The sequence below is a fragment of the Vibrio sp. Vb1337 genome, from assembly GCF_033338715.1.
Classification (GTDB): domain Bacteria; phylum Pseudomonadota; class Gammaproteobacteria; order Enterobacterales; family Vibrionaceae; genus Vibrio; species Vibrio alginolyticus.
In genome coordinates, this window is record NZ_JAWOTD010000012.1 from 47,191 (window position 1) to 67,991 (window position 20,801).

General features: G+C 46.3%; 21 protein-coding genes and 1 tRNA gene. 18 read left to right on the forward strand and 4 right to left on the reverse strand.

Annotation, left to right across the window (positions count from 1 at the left end):
- Positions 1–4: 4 nt before the first annotated feature.
- Genes R7E42_RS14815 through R7E42_RS14895 form a run of 17 tightly spaced genes read left to right on the forward strand, consistent with a single transcriptional unit; the run spans position 5 to position 15,219 of the window.
- Entirely contained in the window at positions 5–733 is a 729-nt protein-coding gene (locus R7E42_RS14815; protein ID WP_017819930.1) for a beta-ketoacyl synthase chain length factor, read from the forward strand.
- Entirely contained in the window at positions 730–1,497 is a 768-nt protein-coding gene (locus tag R7E42_RS14820) for a lysophospholipid acyltransferase family protein (RefSeq protein ID WP_005388305.1), read from the forward strand. The genes R7E42_RS14815 and R7E42_RS14820 overlap by 4 nt, the downstream gene beginning before the upstream one ends.
- A 13-nt stretch (positions 1,498–1,510) precedes the next feature.
- Positions 1,511–1,771, forward strand: a complete 261-nt coding sequence (locus R7E42_RS14825; protein ID WP_005382278.1) for a phosphopantetheine-binding protein — start codon at positions 1,511–1,513, stop codon at positions 1,769–1,771.
- Between the two features lie 15 nt (positions 1,772–1,786).
- On the forward strand, positions 1,787–2,044 hold the full coding sequence (locus R7E42_RS14830) for an acyl carrier protein (RefSeq protein ID WP_025766966.1): 258 nt from the start codon (positions 1,787–1,789) through the stop codon (positions 2,042–2,044).
- Entirely contained in the window at positions 2,044–2,604 is a 561-nt protein-coding gene (locus R7E42_RS14835; protein WP_132936505.1) for a hypothetical protein, read from the forward strand. The genes R7E42_RS14830 and R7E42_RS14835 overlap by 1 nt, the downstream gene beginning before the upstream one ends.
- A 4-nt stretch (positions 2,605–2,608) precedes the next feature.
- A complete protein-coding gene (locus R7E42_RS14840) occupies positions 2,609–4,009 on the forward strand; it encodes an AMP-binding protein (protein WP_318072785.1) in 1,401 nt (466 codons plus the stop codon).
- 10 nt (positions 4,010–4,019) lie between these two features.
- The gene (locus R7E42_RS14845) at positions 4,020–4,388 is read left to right on the forward strand and encodes a 3-hydroxyacyl-ACP dehydratase (RefSeq protein ID WP_005460551.1); all 369 of its coding nucleotides are present in this window, start codon (positions 4,020–4,022) and stop codon (positions 4,386–4,388) included.
- Entirely contained in the window at positions 4,381–6,087 is a 1,707-nt protein-coding gene (locus R7E42_RS14850) for a glycosyltransferase family 2 protein (protein ID WP_318072786.1), read from the forward strand. Before R7E42_RS14845 ends, R7E42_RS14850 begins: the two co-directional genes overlap by 8 nt.
- Positions 6,071–7,624: an aromatic amino acid ammonia-lyase gene (locus R7E42_RS14855; RefSeq protein WP_318072787.1), complete on the forward strand. Its 1,554-nt coding sequence runs from the start codon at positions 6,071–6,073 to the stop codon at positions 7,622–7,624. The genes R7E42_RS14850 and R7E42_RS14855 overlap by 17 nt, the downstream gene beginning before the upstream one ends.
- Complete coding sequence (locus R7E42_RS14860) at positions 7,624–8,070, forward strand: acyl-CoA thioesterase (protein WP_025526424.1); 447 nt, start codon at positions 7,624–7,626, stop codon at positions 8,068–8,070. The genes R7E42_RS14855 and R7E42_RS14860 overlap by 1 nt, the downstream gene beginning before the upstream one ends.
- Positions 8,070–8,690: an outer membrane lipoprotein carrier protein LolA gene (locus R7E42_RS14865; RefSeq protein ID WP_318072798.1), complete on the forward strand. Its 621-nt coding sequence runs from the start codon at positions 8,070–8,072 to the stop codon at positions 8,688–8,690. Before R7E42_RS14860 ends, R7E42_RS14865 begins: the two co-directional genes overlap by 1 nt.
- Positions 8,662–11,004, forward strand: a complete 2,343-nt coding sequence (locus R7E42_RS14870; RefSeq protein WP_318072788.1) for an MMPL family transporter — start codon at positions 8,662–8,664, stop codon at positions 11,002–11,004. Before R7E42_RS14865 ends, R7E42_RS14870 begins: the two co-directional genes overlap by 29 nt.
- Positions 11,001–11,612, forward strand: coding sequence for a DUF3261 domain-containing protein (locus R7E42_RS14875; RefSeq protein WP_017634797.1), 612 nt, complete (start codon positions 11,001–11,003; stop codon positions 11,610–11,612). Before R7E42_RS14870 ends, R7E42_RS14875 begins: the two co-directional genes overlap by 4 nt.
- Before the next feature lie 20 nt (positions 11,613–11,632).
- Positions 11,633–12,820, forward strand: coding sequence for a beta-ketoacyl-[acyl-carrier-protein] synthase family protein (locus tag R7E42_RS14880; RefSeq protein WP_171344869.1), 1,188 nt, complete (start codon positions 11,633–11,635; stop codon positions 12,818–12,820).
- Positions 12,813–13,277: a hotdog family protein gene (locus tag R7E42_RS14885; protein WP_017634799.1), complete on the forward strand. Its 465-nt coding sequence runs from the start codon at positions 12,813–12,815 to the stop codon at positions 13,275–13,277. Before R7E42_RS14880 ends, R7E42_RS14885 begins: the two co-directional genes overlap by 8 nt.
- Positions 13,274–13,999 carry a 3-oxoacyl-ACP reductase FabG gene (fabG, locus tag R7E42_RS14890; protein ID WP_005388326.1) on the forward strand — a complete coding sequence of 242 codons (726 nt, stop codon included), beginning with the start codon at positions 13,274–13,276 and terminating at the stop codon, positions 13,997–13,999. Before R7E42_RS14885 ends, fabG begins: the two co-directional genes overlap by 4 nt.
- Entirely contained in the window at positions 13,996–15,219 is a 1,224-nt protein-coding gene (locus R7E42_RS14895; protein WP_054865730.1) for a beta-ketoacyl-ACP synthase, read from the forward strand. The genes fabG and R7E42_RS14895 overlap by 4 nt, the downstream gene beginning before the upstream one ends.
- A gap of 94 nt (positions 15,220–15,313) precedes the next feature.
- On the opposite strand, the gene R7E42_RS14900 is transcribed toward R7E42_RS14895, so the two are convergent.
- Both R7E42_RS14900 and R7E42_RS14905 read right to left on the reverse strand, forming a co-directional pair.
- The gene (locus R7E42_RS14900; protein ID WP_005382296.1) at positions 15,314–17,005 is read right to left on the reverse strand and encodes a class I SAM-dependent methyltransferase; all 1,692 of its coding nucleotides are present in this window, start codon (positions 17,003–17,005) and stop codon (positions 15,314–15,316) included.
- Between the two features lie 163 nt (positions 17,006–17,168).
- Positions 17,169–17,245, reverse strand: a tRNA-Arg gene (locus tag R7E42_RS14905).
- Positions 17,246–17,448: 203 nt separating this feature from the next.
- Here R7E42_RS14905 and folD point away from each other — a divergent pair.
- Complete coding sequence (folD, locus tag R7E42_RS14910; RefSeq protein ID WP_005382297.1) at positions 17,449–18,309, forward strand: bifunctional methylenetetrahydrofolate dehydrogenase/methenyltetrahydrofolate cyclohydrolase FolD; 861 nt, start codon at positions 17,449–17,451, stop codon at positions 18,307–18,309.
- A gap of 67 nt (positions 18,310–18,376) precedes the next feature.
- Here folD and R7E42_RS14915 read toward each other — a convergent pair whose 3' ends face one another.
- Together R7E42_RS14915 and R7E42_RS14920 are read right to left on the reverse strand one after the other, a co-directional pair.
- Entirely contained in the window at positions 18,377–19,576 is a 1,200-nt protein-coding gene (locus R7E42_RS14915) for a NupC/NupG family nucleoside CNT transporter (RefSeq protein WP_206953976.1), read from the reverse strand.
- A 257-nt stretch (positions 19,577–19,833) separates the two neighbouring features.
- Positions 19,834–20,778 (reverse strand): LysR family transcriptional regulator, encoded by a 945-nt coding sequence (locus R7E42_RS14920; protein WP_005382299.1) that lies wholly within the window; start codon positions 20,776–20,778, stop codon positions 19,834–19,836.
- Positions 20,779–20,801 lie beyond the last annotated feature (23 nt).

Sequence of the window (20,801 nt, forward strand, 5' to 3'; positions counted from 1 at the left end):
CAATATGCCAAACTCGAAGATCAACATTTCGTTCAATATTGATGCGTGGACAGCGAATTCATTCGGTTTATCCGAATCCAATGAATGGAAACAATGGGCAACAGAGATAAAATGGCCAGAAGATGGCAAAATCAATGTTGCAAATATTCCTGCGATGATGCGCAGAAGAATGAGCCCACTCAGTAAACTGGCGGTACAAACTGCAATCGAAATGCTTAATCAACATCAAGTTGATTACCTTGTATTTTCAAGCCGTCATGGTGAACTGCATCGCAGCGTCGCACTAGTTGAAGATATAATTAATGGAGAAGAGGCGTCTCCGATGGCTTTTTCTCAATCGGTGCACAATACCGCCGCAGGGCTTGCCACTATCGCAACTAAACAACCCATTCCCCTAACTTCTATCGCTGCGGCAGAAAACACATTCCAAAGCGCAATATTAGAAGCATGGCTGTTTTTGTCCGACAATCCTGACAAAAAAGTACTGCTTGTTGATTTTGATGAGCCTATGCCTGACTCTTATTTAGAATATGAAAACCAACAATACCAAGGGTTTGGACTTGGCTTAATACTTTCTCATGGAGACAAGTTCGCGATACAAAGCTCCATAAACGCAGAACGTTCCGGTCATCCTCTTCCTCAAGGTTTAGTATTTTTGCAACAATACTTGTTAGATAAAAGCCAGTGGACTATTTTCGCTCCGCAACAAGCTTGGGAATGGCACAAAAAATGACTCGCTTAAATCAGTATTGGCGTGTGCTAGCAACAGGCTTTTGTTTTTCAGTATTTGGGTTAGGTGGTTTAGTACTGAGTTTCATTGTTATTCCGACCATTCGTATTTTTGTTTCAGACCAAACGGAACGCGAATATAAAGTTCAGGGTGCGATTCGATATTCATTCAACACATTTTGTAAATTGATGAAGCTAAGTGGCGCAATCGATTATCAAATTATTGGTGCCGATATTCTTCAACAAGATCGTAATTGTTTAATTGTTGCCAACCACCCTAGTTTAATCGATTACGTTCTCATTGCTTCACAATTAAATCGCTGCGACTGTTTAGTAAAATCGGCAATATGGTCGAATCCTTTTATGAAGCACATCGTAAAAGCAGCCGGATATATTCCCAATGAAGCACCGGATGATTTATTAGCACTTTGTGATGAGCGATTTAACAAAGGCAACGTGTTGCTTATATTTCCTGAAGGAACAAGAACAACACCAGGTGTAGAGCCGAAATTACAACGCGGTGCAGCACAAATTGCGGTAAGAACAGAACGAGATTTAAGAGTTGTCCATATTACGGTAACGCCAAGTTTCCTCACAAAAGAGAAAAAATGGTATCAAGTACCGGCAACAAAGCCCTTTTTCAGGGTTGAAGTTAAGGATAAAGTTGAGATTACCCCCTTTATAAAGCAAACTACGTCTCCGACAATAGCGGCGCGACGCTTACAACAGCACCTAGCTGAAAACATTTTTCCAGAAAACTTTTATTAATAAGCAGGTCCCAGTGGAACAGTTACACAACGACATTAAGCAACTTATTATTGATGCTTTAAACCTTGAAGATTTAACCGTAGATGATATTGAAACGGATGCACCACTTTTTGGTGATGGACTTGGCTTAGATTCTATCGACGCGCTTGAGCTTGGACTCGCAATAAAAAAACAATACAACATCGTTATTGATGCCGACGACTCAAATACGCGCGAACACTTTGCGTCTGTAGCAAATCTAGCGAAATACGTTTCTTCTCAAACTAATGAATAAGTTGTAGGTATATTCATGACTGATGTAAATAAAGATCAAGTATTTGAACAAGTTAAAGATGCGCTTGTTGAGCTGTTCGAAATTGATGCAGCCGACATTCAATCAGATGCGCACTTATACCAAGATCTCGATCTTGATAGCATTGACGCCGTTGATTTGGTCGTACACCTACAGAATGTCACTGGCAAAAAAATCAAGCCGGCAGAGTTTAGTACAGTAAGAACCGTCGACGATGTGGTTAACGCTGTTACTGAGTTATTGAAGGAAAGTTAATGCGCCAATTGCTGACTGGTCTGTCTGCAATTGTACTGTTTGCCTACCCCTTCGCCGTCTATTTCGGTATAGATAAATTTGGCTTGAACTTAGTTGGGGGCTTGTTAATTGCTGCGTTACTTTTGCGTGTTTTCGTCGCAAATAAGACCCCACTAAAAGAGTTTAAGTTCTTGGCGCTCGTTACGGGCGCTGTTGGCATTGTCCTAATTACGCTTGGCATGGTGTTTAAACAACATGGGTGGCTTCAGTTTTACCCTGTCGTTGTCAATGTATGTATGCTGTGTGTATTTGGACTGAGCTTAAAACAGCCGCAATCGATCATAGAGAGGCTTGCTCGCTTGCAAGAACCCGACCTTCCGGCTAGTGGCGTGACTTACACTCGCAAAGTGACGATGGTTTGGTGCGCCTTTTTTACGCTCAACGCTGCTGTTGCACTCTATACCTGTTTCCTACCAGTAAAAATATGGACGCTTTATAACGGCCTCATCAGCTACTTACTTGCTGGTGGCTTGTTCGCTGGAGAATGGATCGTGCGTCAATTTGTTCGAAAGGAACACTAATCGTATGAATACAACGTATTCGAGCTTTACCTCCCTAGCGACCTTGTTCATCGCAGAGAGTTCTGAGCAATCCCCAGTCTCTTACGAGCGCGACACGGTTATCACGTGGGGTGATTTCCAGCAGCACGTCGCAACACTTGCTCAGCAGTTAGAAACCCAACCAACGCAAAACATTGCGTTGTGTTTTGGCAACAGCTACCTGTTTGCCGTTGGCTTTTTTGCTTGTTGTTATGCAGGAAAATCCATTGTATTACCTGGTAATTACCAACCAGAAGCACTCAAAGAGCTCAGTGAGCACTACGATTTGTTGCTGCATGATGCCGATGTCTCGGTTCCAGAACTGGTGAGCTCGCTTTTGATCGAAGCTCAATCATTGCTAGAAACCACCGTGATTAACGAGCCAGAGGCCAAACAACCTTATTTTTGGCGAGAATTAAACCTAGCGGAAATACCGATAACGCTATTCACTTCGGGTTCAAGCGGCACACCAAAAGCCATTGCAAAAACGCTTAAACAGCTCGATATCGAAGTTTCTATTCTAGATAACCTATGGGGCGACACAGTTGCCAACACACGCGTTGAAAGCACCGTTTCTCATCAACACATTTACGGCTTGCTGTTCCGCGTATTGTGGCCTTTGTGCTCTGCACGTCCATTTTCAGCACACAACCTAGAGTTCCCAGAGCAAATTGTCCATCACGCCGATGCTGACACCACGCTAGTAAGTAGCCCTGCGTTACTTAAACGACTCAGTGAAGAGCACGATCCGGTTGCGATTCGGTGTGTATTTTCTTCTGGTGGCCCCTTGCCAAACCAAGCGGCGCAGCACAGCCAGCAGTTGTTTGGGTCACTTCCTATTGAAGTTTTTGGCAGCACAGAAACCGGCGGCATCGCTTACCGTCAGCAGCACGTAGCTAGCACTCCCTGGACGTTATTCCCTGGTGTTGAAGCCGAGCTTAACCATGAAAATTGTTTAAAGCTCCGCTCGCCACACATTGATGAAAACACTTGGTACCAAACTGCGGATGAATGCTATTTCCATGATAGTATTTCTTTTGAATTGCGTGGACGCACTGACCGAATCGTCAAAGTCGAAGAAAAGCGTATTTCCCTTGTCGAGGTGGAAAAACGTTTAGAGCAATTGCCGTGGGTTCAAGAAAGCGTGGTGATCCCAATGGAAGAATCTGGTCGCCTCACGTTAGTCTCGATCATCGTACTTAACGATCAAGGCAGCGATGTGCTTAATGAACTTGGTAAAGGCAAATTTTGGCTTGAGCTTCGCAAGGCACTGCGTAATTGGCTAGAACCGATCGCTATCCCGAGAAAATTCCGAGTGGTCGACGAAATTCCATTGAACAGCCAAGGCAAACGCCAAGTTGCTGAAATTGAAAAACTATTCCAATAAAGCTAGTAACATGGAAAAAAGAAAACCAACTATTCAGAATATTGAAGTGAGTGACCACACCGCGGAGCTTTCGCTGCGTGTGGATGCTGACATCTTAGATTTCCAAGGTCATTTCAGTCACTTTCCTCTTTTACCCGGCGTCACTCAAATTGACTGGGCGTTGTTCTACGCCGTTCAATATTTGAACACTCCCAAGGTATTTAAAGGAATGGAAGTCATCAAATTTCAAGAGCCGATTCTGCCAAACGCCGACGTTTGCCTCTCACTCTCTTGGGACAATGAGCGCGAGAAATTGACCTTTAAGTACACATCGAAAAACGGTGAAACCTTGGTGACTCACTCTTCAGGCAAAATGAAACTGGGTGAGTCACGTGAGTGATTACCGTCCCTGCTTTTTAATTCCTTGCTACAACCACGGCAGCACAATTGCAGACGTGGTTGCGTCGTTATCCTCTTTCGATTTGCCAGTGCTGGTCGTGGACGACGGCAGCAATGAAGACACCAAACAAGCGCTTTCAGCATTGAGTGAGCAAGGGCTGATAAAACTGATTAGTTTGAGTGAAAACCAAGGCAAAGGTGGCGCTGTGATGGCAGGCCTACATCAAGCTCACCAACTTGGTTTTACGCACGCCATTCAAATCGACGCAGACGGTCAACACGACCTAGAAGCATTGCCGAAATTGCTCAGCGCCAGCGAAACAAAACCAGATAACCTGATTTCGGGCCAACCGATATACGACGAGAGCGTACCTAAATCCCGTTTGTATGGTCGCTACGCTACGCACGTGTGGGTGTGGATAGAAACCTTGTCACTATCTATCAAAGACAGCATGTGCGGTTTTCGCGCCTACCCAGTGGCGAAAACGGTCGCCGTGTTGAACAAGTACAGCATCGGCAAACGCATGGATTTTGATATCGAAATTCTAGTGCGAATGTATTGGGAAGGCGTCGACATTGATTTTGTTCCAACGCGCGTGATCTACCCTGAAGGTGGCATTTCCCACTTCGACGCATTGTGGGACAACGTCAAGATAAGCTGGATGCACACTCGCCTATTTTTTGGCATGTTGCCGCGCATTCCTTCGCTACTCGCCAGAAAGCACAGTCACACAGACGACAGCAATGCCCACTGGTCGAAACGAAAAGAACAAGGCACGATTTTAGGCATCAAAACCTTACTCGCGGTTTACCGCTTGTTCGGCAGAAAAGCGTTTGACCTGATTTTAAAATTAGTCATGCGCTACTACCACTTCACGGGTAAATCTGCCCGTGAAGCGTCTGAGATTTACCTGCAAAACTTGCAGTACTACGCAACGCAGCAGAGCATCGCACTACCAAAACAGTTGGACAGCTATCATCATCTGCTTTCTTTTGGGCGAACTATGCTCGACAAACTGGCTGCCTGGCAAGGTGACTTTAACGTCGATAACCTAACCATTCACGGCCAGCATCATTTCGAAGAGATGGCGCAGAAAAAACAAGGCGTGCTCATTTTAGGCTCGCACCTTGGCAATATCGAACTCTGCCGCGCGCTTGGTCGTCGACACTCTCATGTCAAAATCAACGCCTTGGTATTTACCCAACACGCTGAACAATTTAATGCGGTAATGAAGGCGGTAAACCCAAACTCGGAACTGAATTTGATTCAAGTCAGCTCAATGGGACCAGACACCGCGATTCTGCTTCAACAAAAAATCGAGCAAGGTGAATGGGTGGTGATCGTTGGCGATCGCACTTCTACCAGCAAAGAAAATCGGGTCGTTTGGGCAGATTTTCTTGGTAAACCAGCGCCATTTCCGCAAGGCCCATTCATGCTGGCCTCGGTATTAAAAGCGCCGGTTTATCTACTCTTCGGCCTACGCGACGATGAAGCGAACACTCCGCATTTTAATGTGTACTTTGAACACTTTAGTGACCAAATCACGCTACCACGCAAGGAACGTCAGCAGGCACTAGAACACGTTGTTCAACAGTACGCACACAGATTAGAACACCACACACTGCAAGCGCCGTTACAGTGGTACAACTTTTTTAACTTCTGGACTTTAAGTAATCAGCCACATGACAAACAACAATAATCACAACATCACTTTTGGTGCCCAATCTTTAACCATCGAAGATGTCGTTGCCATTGCTCAAGGTGCAAAGGCAAACATGAACACCTCGCCAGAATTTACCGCGAAAATTGATCGTGGCGTGGCGTTTCTGGAACGATTACTGAAAGAAGAAGGCGTTATTTACGGCGTGACCACGGGTTACGGCGATTCATGCACTGTGGCGATTCCACCTGCTCTTGTGGATGAACTTCCGTTGCACCTTACGCGCTTCCATGGCTGTGGCTTAGGTCAAATCCTTTCTCATGAGCAAGCTCGTGCGGTGTTGGCGACACGTTTATGTTCATTGTCGCAAGGCGTATCTGGCGTGTCTCACGGTCTGTTGAACCAAATCGTTACGCTTATCAATCACGATATTGCGCCGCGTATTCCACAAGAGGGCTCGGTGGGCGCAAGTGGCGATTTAACTCCTTTGTCTTACCTAGCGGCGACCTTAATTGGTGAGCGTGAAGTGCTTTACAAAGGTGATGTGCGACCAACACAAGAAGTGTTTGCAGAGCTGGGCATTGAGCCAATTCGCCTAAAACCAAAAGAAGGTTTGGCGTTAATGAACGGTACATCCGTGATGACTGCCCTCGCCTGTCTTGCCTACAAACGCGCAGAATATCTAGCGCAGCTGAGCACCAAGATTACCGCGATGGTCTCTGTGGGTATGCAAGGTAATGACTTCCACTTTGATGAAGCGTTGTTTGCGGTAAAACCTCACCCTGGTCAACAGCAAGTTGCGGCTTGGCTGCGTGATGATCTCAATGCTGAACGTCCGCCACGCAATAGCGACCGACTGCAAGATCGTTACTCGCTGCGTTGCGCGCCACACGTAATTGGCATGGTGCAAGACTCACTGCCTTGGCTACGTCAATTGATCGAGAATGAACTAAATAGTGCCAACGACAATCCAATTATCGATGGCGACAACGAGCGCGTTCTGCACGGCGGTCACTTCTACGGTGGTCATATCGCAATGGCGATGGATACGTTGAAAGTGAACATTGCCAACTTAGCTGATTTGCTGGACCGTCAGATGGCGCAACTGATGGATTACAAGTTCAATAACGGCCTACCGTTTAACTTAACTGGTGCAGAAGGCGAGCGAAAACCGATCAACCACGGCTTTAAAGCGGTTCAGATTGGTATCTCAGCGTGGACGGCAGAAGCGTTAAAAAACACCATGCCAGCGAGCGTTTTTTCTCGCTCAACCGAATGTCACAACCAAGACAAAGTGAGCATGGGCACCATTGCAGCTCGTGATTGCCTACGCGTACTTGAGTTAACAGAGCAAGTTGCTGCGGCTTCACTCCTAGCAAGCGTTCAAGCGATTGAGATTCGTCGTCGTCATAACGAATTGGACGAACACCACATGAGTCAGAGTTTGCGAGTAATTCGTGACGCCGTACTGAGCGAGTTTGAATTTGTGATTGAAGATCGCCCGTTAGAACAAGATTTGCGTCATTTTATTGAACGCATTCAGCAACGTCATTGGCCACTCTACGCGGAGGTATAATGCAAGAGCAGGTTCTCTACCCATTAGAAGCGGAGGTGACTATGGTCACCTCATTCCAAGATGCTGACCCGATGGGCGTGATTTATCACGGCAACTTCTTTCGATATTTTGAAGAAGCACGTCGTGTGCTGATGGAGAAGCTCCAATACAGCTATCGCGATATGCAAGACTCTGGGTATATGTGGCCGATCATCGACACGCGCGTTAAATACGTCAAGGCGATTCCGTTTAATCACACCATTCGCATTACCGCGCAACTCACGGAGTGGGAAAACCGCTTGCGTGTGGATTACGTGATTTACGACGCCGAAACGAATCAACGTATGTGCAAAGCGCATACAACGCAAGTCGCCGTATCCATTGAAAAGCAAGAGATGTGCTTTGTTTCTCCAGCAGTCTTTTTAGATAAAGTAGAGCAATGGCACAACCATGGGAGCCTGAACTAATGCAAAAGTGGTTACTCTCTTTTTTGTTGATATTTTCTGTTCCAGCACTGGCCACACCGACAGCAAACGTAACGGATTTGGCATCGCTTCAACAGCAGTTGTCTCAGCATGAAATCGTACGCGGAGATTTTACGCAGCAGCGTCATCTGGAAATGTTTAGTCAACCTTTAACCTCTAAAGGTCAGTTCACACTGAGCAAAACACATGGCTTGTTGTGGCAACAAACAGAACCTTTCGCAGTCAATTTGGTATTGACGGAAAACAAACTTCGTCAGACTTTTGCCAACCAAGATCCGAAAACGATCTCTGCTGAAGAAAACCCAATGGCGTTCTACTTTAGCCATGTGTTTTTATCCGTGTTCCACGGGGATACTTCTGCACTGCAAGAACAATTCACACTCGATTTTTCAGTTGAGAACACTCAGTGGCAGCTCGTTTTAGTGCCAAAACAGTCACCATTAAATGCGGTGTTTAAAGCCATCAACCTTTCCGGTAAAACGCATATTGATCGCCTAACCCTGCAAGAGCTGCGCGGCGATAAGACTGAAATCACGTTTACGAACCAGACCTCTCTACCTCAGGAACTCACGGATGCCGAAGACGCTCAATTCCGTTTCTAAACTCAGTCTCGGCACTCATACCTTTGCTCTCGTTTGGCTCAATCTCGTTGTTTTAGCGGGCGCGTTGCTACTCAAACAATGGGTTTGGAGTGCAGAATCTCCGATTGAGACCAACATTTTAAAACTGCTGCCTAAGAACCAACAAAACCCGGTGGCTGAGCAAGCCTTTGAGTCGGTCTCGGCAAGTATGAGCGACAAAGTCATTTTCGTGATCACAGCGCCGGACAAAAATGCCCTTTTTGCAGCAGCTGCTGAATTTGATAAGGGGTTACGCCAAAGTAATCATTTTCGCGATGTGGTGGGAAAAATCTCACCTCAAGAGCAGCAAGCTTGGGCGAGTTATTACTTTAAGCACCGCTTCCAATTACTGACGCCTGAACAACGAGAGCGTTTAAGCCAAAATCCAGAACAGCAAGTGCAGCATGTGATTCAATCTCTGTACAACCCGTTTTCTGGAGTGACCGGGCAAGAGTTACAAAATGACCCTTTCTTGCTATTTCGTGATTATTTAAGCCAAGTTACCCAGCAATCGTCCTCTTTCCGATTGGATAACGGCTATCTATCCGTCGAAAAAGACGGTGCTCAATACTTGCTTATTACTGCCGAACTAAAAGACTCGCCTTATAGCCTAACTGGGCAGCTTGTAGTCCCTGATATTCAAGCGCTAGAACAAAGCGTCGCGCAGAAATATGGCGCTGAAGTCGCACATACTGGCGTTCTATTTTACGCCGACTTTGGTACGCAAAGTGCCAAATCGGAGATCAGTACCATCGGTGTGTTCTCTCTGCTCGGTATCATTGCATTGTTCGTATTGGTCTTTCGTAGTGTGGTGCCACTGTCTCTCGCACTGCTTTCCATCACCATTGGTTTGCTCGTTGCGTTGTCAGTGACAACGTGGATTTTTGGAAAAGTCCATCTGTTCAGCTTAGTGTTTGGCGCAAGTTTAATCGGCGTGTCTATCGACTACGCATTCCACTACCTAACCGAACGCCTTGCGGCGGGAAATGAATGGGATAGCGAACAAGGGTTAAAGCATATTTTCATAGCGATCACACTTGGCTTAATCACCAGTTTGATCGGCTATTTGGGCATGTTAGTGGCACCGTTTCCTGGTTTGCAGCAGCTTGCGCTGTTTTCATCCATTGGTCTGATTGCCGCTTACATCACCGTGGTGGCTTGGTATCCGATACTGGCTCGTAACCCATCGCGCACCATTTCGACTTTACCGGGACAATCACTGTTGGCGAAATGGTTAACGCTTTGGAATCAACCTCGAATAAAAGTCGGATTACCGATGTTATGTGTGGTTGCGAGTGGCTTTTTCTTGCTGCAATTGAACTACGATGACGACATTCGTCTACTGCAAACGATGCCGAGCGAACTCAAGCAGCAAGAAACCTTGATTACGACGCTCAGTGGCATGCAATCTTCGCAGCAAATGTTGGTCGTTACCGCCGACGATGACGAAAACCTGATGAAAAAGCTGGAGTCTTTGACGCCAACTTTAGAAGCGTGGAAAGCGGACAGCACCATCGAAAGCTACCAGAGCCTGAGCCGCTACTTGAGCTCAGTGGAACGTCAGCAACAAGACTATCAATTGATTCGCGATCTTTACGCGACACAATCCAGCCCACTTACTTCCGGGCTGGGCTTAAGTAAAAAGCCCAAAATGGACGCCGACTTTATCCCTGTTACGGTTGAACAGTACTTGCAAAACCCGGTATCAGCGCCTGTACGTTTTCTTCATTTGGGTAAAATTAAAGAAAAATCGGCAACGGTAGTGGTGTTAAACCAATTGCAAGACTCCGCTGTTGTTAAGGCATTTGCCAAATCACAGTCTGATGTTGTCTACCTAAACAAAGCTGAGGAAATATCCGCCATATTTGGTGAATACCGAATCAAAATCATGGAGCTATTGGCAGCCGCCAGTGCTGTGATCTTTCTGGTATTAATCAAGCGGTACGGTCTGCAACACAGTTGCCGAGTTTTACTGCCATCATTGATTGCTTGCGCCTGCGGTCTTGCAACTGCTGTCGCGATGGGAACAACATTAAACCTGTTCAACTTGCTTGGCTTGGTGCTCATTCTTGGTATAGGGATCGATTACACTCTGTTCTTTGCCGAGAAAGCCCGCAGTGTGAGCACACTATTGGCGATCACCCTTTCGGCAATGACCACTGTGTTGTCATTTGGATTGCTGTCACTCAGCCAAACTCACGCGATTCACAGTTTTGGCATTACGGTGTTAAGTGGTATTTTTGTCGCTTGGCTGCTCTCTCCGATTGCAATTAAAACAGAGGAAACGACGTCATGATTTTCAATCACGCCTTTCGCTGCGCGACGTTATTCGCACTGAGCCTGTTTTTAAGTGCATGCAGCTTGGTCCCTCACCAATCGACGCCTCAGGTCGACATTGCCGAGCACACCCAAGTTAGCTTGCCCACTCCCGCAAGCTTGGGCTATCAGTTGTCTGCCAGTCAGTTAATTACGGCTTCTTGGGCAATAGATGGTAAAACCAAATCTGAGCAACTTCCGGTACAACTGCAAGTGATCAACAACGAAGTGGTGCTGGCAGGCTTCTCATCCTGGGGGACGAGAGTACTCTCACTGTCTTACGATGGAGAACAAATTCAAACCGAAGTGCTCAACGGTTTACAAGGTTCGCTACCGCAGCCAGAACAGGTATTATTTAACCTGATGATCACGCTCTGGCCGAGTTCCGCTTGGGAAGGGTCGTTAAATGAGGTAAGGTGGCGAATTATTGATAAAAATAATTCTCGCGCCATCTTTGATAGCGACGGTGAAAAGATCATTAAGATTCAATACAGCTCTTCTAACAAGTTAGAGGGTAAGATTGATTTTCATCACCTCAAACATCAGTTTTCAATTTCTATTCAAACACTGCAACATCAGATTAATTAAGAACAATTTAGAATAACAATATGCCTATTCGCTCTTCTCAACCTTTGTATATTCAGGCCTGTGGCTTTCACTCTGCCATGGGACAAGATGATGCGCTCATCCACCAGTGTTTATCGGGAGCGAAGCCATCCAACATGGTGGTTGACCAAGATATTTTAAATTCAGGCCGCCAAACAGTAATCGGTCGAATTGCACAGACGTTACCGCAATTACCGACCGCACTCAGCCAGTTTGATACGAGAAACAACCGCCTCGCACTTTCGGCTTTGCTGCAAATCGAAGGCGACGTGCGTGACGCCATTGCTAAATATGGTCGTGACCGTATCGCAGTCGTGATCGGCACCAGCACATCTGGCATTTCAGATGGCGAAATCGCATTTGGTGAAAAGCTGGCAAAGGGTAATTTTCCTGCCGACTACCATTACACCAAACAAGAGCTTGGCAACTGCAGCGATTTTATTGCCGCCTACTTTGATTTGAGCGGCCCACATTACTCAGTTTCAACCGCCTGTTCTTCTAGTGGGCGTGTCTTTTTAACCGCGCAGCGCCTGATTCGCTCTGGCATTGTTGATGCGGTTATTGTGGGTGGTGTAGATACCATTTGTCGCCTCACACTAAACGGCTTTAACGGTTTAGAAGCTCTATCCGATACTCTTTGCAAACCGTTTGACCAACATCGTAACGGCATCAATATCGGCGAAGCCGCAGCATTAATGTTGCTAAGCAAAACACCTGCGCCCGTTGCTCTTCTCGGAGCTGGCGACAGCTCAGACGCACATCATATTTCCGCACCACATCCAGAAGGGTTAGGCGCAGAACAAGCGATGAAAAAAGCGTTGGCCAATGCAGGACTTACAGCGCAAGACATTGGTTACATCAACGCGCATGGCACAGCAACGCCGTTAAACGATGCGATGGAAAGCAAAGCCATTCATCGCTGCTTTGGTGACTCCGTTCCCGTAAGCTCGACAAAGCCACTTACCGGACACACATTAGGCGCAGCAAGTGCAACGGAAGCCGCGATCGCTTGGCATATTCTCAAGTACAACCTTGATTTGCCAATACAACACTGCGAAACCAAAGCAGACGATATCCATATATCGTTAGTTGAGACGCCAACCAAACTGGGTAACAAAGCGATTCTCAGCAACTCTTTTGCTTTTGGTGGCAATAATATTAGTCTTATTTTTGGTTACGCTCATGACTAAACTTCCTCCCATCGAACAACTTTTGCCACACGACAAACCAATGATCTTGGTTGATCGTGCTTTGGATGTTCAACAAGATACGATTCACTGTCAGGTTGATATCGCAGAACACAATCCGTTCTTCGACTCGGCCTCTCAAACTGTGCCAGCTTACGTTGGCATTGAGTTTATGGCGCAATCTGTCGCGGCGTGGTCTGGTTACCACGCATTAATGAAAGAACAAGCGCCACCGATTGGCTTTTTGCTTGGTAGCCGTCGATACACGTCTGAATGCGATACGTTTTCTCGCGGACAGGTGCTCGATGTGTATGCTGAAAAAGTTATGGAAGATAACGGTATGGCGGTTTTTTCAGCCCGTATTGAGCTACAAGGAACTGTTGTAGCGACTTGCCAATTGAACGTTTACGTTCCATCAGAAGAAAAATTACAAGAAATGAAAATCAGGAGTCAACAATGACCCGACAAGTCCTCGTTACAGGTGCCAGCAAAGGCATCGGCAAAGCCATTGCCGTTCAATTAGCCAAAGATGGTTTCCAAGTCATTGTCCATTACATGGGCGATCAACAAGGCGCGCAAGACACCCTAAACACCATCGAACAGCATGGTGGTAGCGGTCGTCTTATCCAATTCGACATCAGTGACCGTGCAGATTGTCGTGAGAAGCTAGAAGCCGATATCGCCGAACACGGCGCTTACTATGGCGTCGTAAACAACGCTGGCATCACAAAAGATACCGCTTTCCCTGCGATGACCGAAGAAGAATGGGATGGTGTGATTCATACCAACTTAGATAGCTTCTACAACGTTCTTCACCCTTGTGTTATGCCAATGGTGCAAAAGCGCAAAGGCGGCCGAATTGTTACGCTTGCATCAGTCTCTGGCCTAATGGGGAATCGTGGTCAAACTAACTACAGCGCAGCGAAAGCGGGCGTAATTGGTGCAACAAAATCACTCGCGCTTGAACTGGCAAAACGCAAAATCACCGTCAACTGCGTTGCTCCAGGGCTTATCGACACAGGCATGGTAGACGAACACGTGAAAGAACACGCGATGCCGCAAATTCCTCTGCGCCGCATGGGAGAGCCAGAAGAAGTTGCTGGTTTAGTCAGTTACCTTATGTCTGACATCGCAGGCTATGTAACTCGCCAAGTCATTTCGGTAAACGGAGGCCTAGTATGAGCCGTCGAGTTGTTGTAACCGGAATGTCGGGCGTGACTGCGTTTGGTAACGATTGGCAATCTGTCGAACCAAAACTGCGTGACTGCCAGAACGCGACGCAATACATGCCTTCTTACGAACAGTATGAAGGTTTGAACACCAAGCTCGCGGCACCCATTTTAGATTTTGATCTGCCAAAGCACTACAAGCGCAAGCAAGTACGCGGCATGGGCCGTGTTTCCAAATTAGCGACCGTCGCAACAGAAAACGCACTAAGCCAAGCAGGTTTGATTGGTAACGACGTACTCACCAATGGTCAAACGGGTATCGCATACGGCTCATCAACAGGCAGTACTGACGCAATCGGCGCATTTGGTGTCATGCTGAATGAGAAAACCACTAAAGCGATCACCGCAACGACTTACGTGCAGATGATGCCACATACCACGGCGGTGAACGTTGGTCTATTTTTCGGTTTGAAAGGCCGAGTGATCCCAACCAGTAGTGCATGTACCTCCGGCAGCCAAGCAATCGGCTACGCCTACGAAGCGATCAAACACGGCTACCAAACGGTCATGGTTGCTGGTGGCGCTGAAGAATTGTGTCCAACGGAATCCGCTGTCTTCGATACCCTTTTTGCCACCAGTCTGAAGAATGAAGACCCGAAAAGCACACCAAGACCTTATGACTCCGATCGCGATGGTTTGGTGATTGGTGAAGGTGCGGGAACGCTGGTTCTGGAAGAGTACGAACACGCCGTCGCTCGTGGCGCGAAAATCTATGCAGAAATCATCGGTTTTGCCAGCAACTGTGATGCCGCACACGTCACTCAACCACAGATGGAAACCATGCAAATCTGTATGGAAATGGCTTTGCAAAACGCGGGCATTCCTGCGGAGAAGATCGACTATGTATCTGCTCACGGCACTGCCACCGACCGCGGTGATATTGCAGAAAGCAACGCAACAGCGAATGCTCTGGGCAAAGTGCCAATCAGTTCACTCAAGAGCTACTTTGGCCACACACTAGGCGCGTGTGGCGCAATTGAAGCGTGGCTAGGTTTAGAAATGATGCACACAGGCTGGTTCAACCCAACGCTCAACCTAGAAAACCTCGACGAGCAATGTGGCGATTTAGACTACATCGCCGGACAAGGCCGAGAACTGGACGTGAAATATTTGATGAGTAACAACTTCGCCTTTGGCGGCATCAACACCTCCATCATCTTTAAAAAGGTGTAATGCCCTTAGTAAATGCAAAAGCGCTGGTTAACCAGCGCTTTTTTGTTGGTTGCCTATCAGGTTCATATATCACGCTGTAACGGCAAACAAGACATTACCATTCCGCGATACAAAGGCGACTTTTAACACCACGAATTTGTAATCCCATCGCTTCAAAGACATGCTCAAAATCTTGACAAGATGCAGGCACATTAGGTAGCGACAATGAAGCCTCGGTAAAAAACGTCCGACTCAAATTATCCGTCTCTCCCCAAGCTAACTGCCACCAATCCAAAATTCGCGGCTTGGATGCGTTTAATCGATAGCTAGCAGGAATACGATCACGCTTGTTTAGGTTTTCAACCTTAGATGTTGGTAGTAAGTTCCACTTATCATTGTTGGGCCAATAAGCAAATGGCAAACAGTGATCAACGTGATACTCATTTCGTAATTTGCTTCCACTCCATACACTGACAATGTCGCAATGGCTGAGCTTCAACTGTTCAATTCTCTTTCGCACGACTCGCGTATCATGGTCTTTATCAATCCAGACCAAACAATCATGATACGTTTGCAGTGGAATACCCCGCTCTTGATTAGACCGAAATCGTTGCATTTCCATAATCCATTGGTTGACCACCAGCGGCTCAATCCAAGAGTTATACAATCGAAAACAATCCCAAAGGCTTTCATCCAACACAAACAGCCCATAACCTTCGAGGAACTCGCTATCCACAACAATTGAACGTTTTGGCTTCTTAGCTGAACGAATCATTTCAAAGTAAGGGTTTGATTTATCACCTTGATAGGTAAAAGTGACGGGACCATCTTTTATGGTTTTTAAGCTGTCTTTTATCGCTTTATCAAGCGCCACTGCATCTTCACCAAAAAATGTCGTGCCTATAGCAAGATCATCAGGACTTAAATGGGAAAGTCTGCCCCAGCCATCGGGCTTTATAAAACCTAGCCCTTTAGACGAGTTCGAGCTTTGCTGGATGTTCTCTTTATCGATTAAACGCTTAAATTGACGAATCCAATATAAGCCAACTAATCCTAATGGGATTGCAACTTTACCTTCGCTGCGATCAACCACTGCACCAGAATGAGCGTCTGCAATACGTAGTAAAGTACGTAGTAGTGCGAGCTTATAGGTAGCCGATTTGGAATCATTGACGATAATGTGGCGAACCTTATTCAGATCACCGGAACCATCATCAGGCAAAGACATCACTACAGTTTGCCAAGATACACCCGTTCGCTTTAACTGATCGTCATCGAGAGATACGTTTCTCACCATTAAAGCGCTATTCTTTGCAAACTTTTCGAGCTCTTCAACCGATACGGGATAAGCTTTACGACCGTCAGAAAAGTCACCGTGACGAAGGCTAATCACCAATCGACCATTAGGCGCTAACAAATTTGCAAGTTTGCGAAATGCACGTTCACGGTGCGTAGGCGCAAGATGCATCCATACCGCACTGACAAGAATTAAATCGAAGCGAAAGCCAAGATTAATGGTTTTCTCAAGCTTAGGTAATGCATCTTCAAGCCAAGTAACGGAATCGCCACAGTAAGACTTACCAAGCCTTAGAAGTGCTTGAGCAGGCTCGATCGCAACAACTTCACACCCATGCTCAGCCATCCATTTCGCGTCTCGACCAGAGCCCGCGCCAACATCTAACACACGATCTCCAGCCTGGGGCCAGAAGACTCTCCAACTCGCGTGGACATCCTCAAACTGGATCGATGTGTATTGCTTCGCGAAAGAGTCGGCGTGTCGGTCATAAAAGTTAGAAGTGGCAGGCATAAAGGTTAACGAAAGGTAATTAATATGCGTCCATATTAATTGCTAGAAATTGCAATGGCTAGAATGCCATTCAAAAGTTGTAGATAGAGTGGCAATTACAGCCAAAAACCTAAAAACGACAAAGCCCCGACAACTCAAAGAGTTATCAGGGCTTTTGAATAAATGGCACGCCCTATTGGATTCGAACCAATGACCACATCCTTAGAAGGGACGTGCTCTATCCAGCTGAGCTAAGGGCGCGCTACAGGGACAGGATTATACGAGTTCAAACGGGTAAATCAACGGGTTTTCATAACATTCTGATCTGAATGCCTAAAAAAAGTCCATTAAAACGCTTAATGTTCAAAAACACCACAAAGCAAACGTTTGCGTATGGATGTTGATAAGAAATTCTGCGACAATGCGCCGCAGATAATCTGCCTTCTTAATTTATAAGGAAAGTCATGACTGCTCAAAATATAGACGGAACTCTCATTTCCCAAACTGTTCGATCCGAAGTGGCTGCACGTGTTAAAGCACGTGTTGAAGCTGGGCTACGTGCTCCTGGTTTAGCAGTGGTTCTAGTTGGTGAAGATCCTGCTTCTCAGGTTTATGTCGGTAGCAAACGCCGCGCATGTGAAGAAGTTGGGTTTGTTTCTAAGTCTTTTGACCTTCCTGCGTCTAGCTCAGAAGAAGAGTTACTAGCGCTGATTGATGAATTAAACAACGATGATGAAATTGACGGCATTCTAGTGCAATTACCCCTTCCTGCGGGCATAGACACAACACATGTTTTAGAGCGCATTCACCCAGAGAAGGACGTGGATGGCTTCCACCCTTATAACGTTGGCCGTCTTGCGCAACGTATTCCAAAGCTTCGCTCTTGCACGCCAAAGGGCATCATTACCCTACTCGACCGTTACAACATTGAGCTGCGTGGTAAACATGCGGTTGTGGTTGGCGCATCAAACATTGTTGGTCGTCCAATGACACTTGAGCTGCTGCTTGCGGGCTGCACAACAACAACATGTCACCGTTTTACCAAAGACCTAGAGAGTCATGTGCGTCAAGCTGACGTTGTCGTGGTTGCGGTTGGTAAGCCTAACTTTATCCCTGGTGAGTGGATTAAAAAAGGCGCAGTGGTGGTCGATGTCGGTATTAACCGTCTTGACTCAGGCAAACTAGTTGGCGACGTGGAGTACGACAAAGCACGTGAAAGTGCGAGCTTTATTACTCCTGTTCCTGGTGGCGTTGGCCCAATGACCGTCGCAAGTTTAATTGAGAACACGATGCTCGCTTGCGAACAGTTCCACACAGACAAATAACGTAAATTTCAGATACGAAAAAGGCTCCGCGAGGAGCCTTTTTGCTAATTGTTGATATCTATTTCAATTACAGACTTAAAATCACGCCCGCAATAGAAGCGCTCATTAAGTTCGCCATGACACCAGCGATAATCGCACGGAAACCATGCTTAGAAACAAATGCACGCTTTTCTGGTACCAAAGAGCCTAACCCACCAATCAGCATCGCCATGCTTGAGATGTTTGCAAAGCCACACAAAGCAAACGTCACGATTGCTTGTGAGTGTTCACTAAGTTGAGACTTCACTTCTGCAAGCTGGATGAAAGCGACGAACTCGTTCACCACGATCTTGTTACCAATAAGCGAGCCCGCCGTAATCGCCTCTTCCCATGGCACACCTAACAACCATGCGACAGGTGCAAATACGTAGCCTAAGATAAGCTCAAAGCTTAGTGGCGTACCAATAAGGTCTCCAACCCAACCTAGCATCCCGTTCAACAACGCGATTACGCTGATGAACGCTAACAACGTACCACCGACCGATACAGCGATACGAACACCCGCCATTGCGCCATCGGCTAACGCTTCAACCACGTTAGTTGCACGTGGAATTTCAACTTGGCTAATGTCGATATCTGCTGCTTTATCCGTATCTTCTGGCATTAAAATTTTTGCCATCAACAAGCCGGCAGGTGCCGACATAAATGCAGCAGCAATAAGATAATTGAGGTCGACACCCAGTGATGCGTAACCAACCAACGTTCCGCCAGCAACTGACGCTAAACCACCTGTCATAACTGCAAAGAACTGCGAGTCAGTCATGTGTTTTAGGTAAGGCTTTACCATTAATGGTGCTTCAATGGTGCCAACAAAGATATTCGCCGTAGCAGACAAAGACTCAGCACGACCGATACCTAGCAGCTTTTGAATACCACCACCGATAAAGTTAATGATTTTTGGCATCACACCAATGTGATAAAGACCTGAGATAAGAGAGGAGAAGAAAACGATGATACCCAGAACATTGATCGCAAAGGTGAAGCCCCCTGTCGCCAAATTACCGAATAAAAACGCAATGCCCTCTTGACCATAGTTGATCAAATTCGACACAACACTGCTCACTGAATTCAGCGCATCTCGTCCTGCTGGTACATATAAAACCAACAACGCAAACAGTACCTGCAAAGCAAACGCAAACGACACCGTTCTCAGCTTTATATTTTTTCTATTTGTAGAAAGTAGCCATGCTAGGAATAGTATGGCTACGATACCAATAATTGAGTTCATAAAATGAATCCGACAGAAGGGGGATATGGAAGGCACCGGATTGTATAGCGGACTCAAAATGCTGCAAGTTGAGGATGTTAACAGTGTGAAAAGTTTAAGCGACCAATAACTGACCAACAAAATAACCAATTGAATTTATTGAAGATAAACGTTTGCTTATTTTAATTATTTCCATATGGAAAATATGTTTCTGGTTCAGGAAAAATTTTTGTGAAGTGAATCACCTTATGTGTCGTTCTACAACGTCATTGATCCTGTTATTTAGGAATAGAGATGTAAGGCGCCAAACGTTGGTCCCAATGACAAGGGTTGCCGATCTTCTGTTTGATAAAGTTAATCACTGCGGATATTTTTTTTGGCATATGCTGGCGGCTTGGGTATACCGCATAAAACGGCATCGACTGGCTGGCTTTCCAGTCAGGTAACAGCTGTATTAACTTACCCGTTCTAAACTCATCCCCCAGCAAGTAAGTGGCAAGGTAGGCAATACCCCAACCTGCAATAGCCGCATCCCGAACGGCTTCTGCCAGATCCACTGAATAGTTACCCGAGACTTTTACGTTCAATTCTTGCTGATCTTTGGTAAACGCCCACCCCGTATAGTCACGCTCCCAGCTTCTGTATATGAGGCAGTTGTGAGCAGATAGGTCATCCGGTTCTGCTGGCGTGTCATGTTTCAATAAGTAATCTGGCGATGCCGCAACAACAAACTGGCAATCCGTCAAACGCTGCGCAATGTAACCTTCAGGCAAATGCTCGTTGTTGGTTACCCATAAATCGAGCCCTTCGGCTAACATATCGACCTTATAGTCAAACAGATGTACTTCCACTTGAAGTTGAGGATACAGTTCGCGTAACTCTTGAATCGCTGGAATAATGTGTAAGGTACCAAATGATTGCGACAACCCAAGACGTACCAAACCTGCTACTTCATCCCGCTGGGTTTCCATCTCTAATGTGGCGCTGCTCACCGCTTGTACCACTTGCTCACAGTGATGAAAAAAGGTTTTCCCTGCCTCAGTCGGCGTAAAGCTTCGCGTAGTGCGTTGAACAAGCTTGATACCAAGAGACGCTTCTAACTGACTCAACTGTTTACTCACATGAGACACCGACACGCCTAAGCTCTTTGCAGCAGCTGTGAAGCTTTTGTGTTTAAGAAGAGCGGAGAAAATCACCATTTGTGCGGCACGTTCAGATAACACGCTTTACCTCGATTTGGTTATAG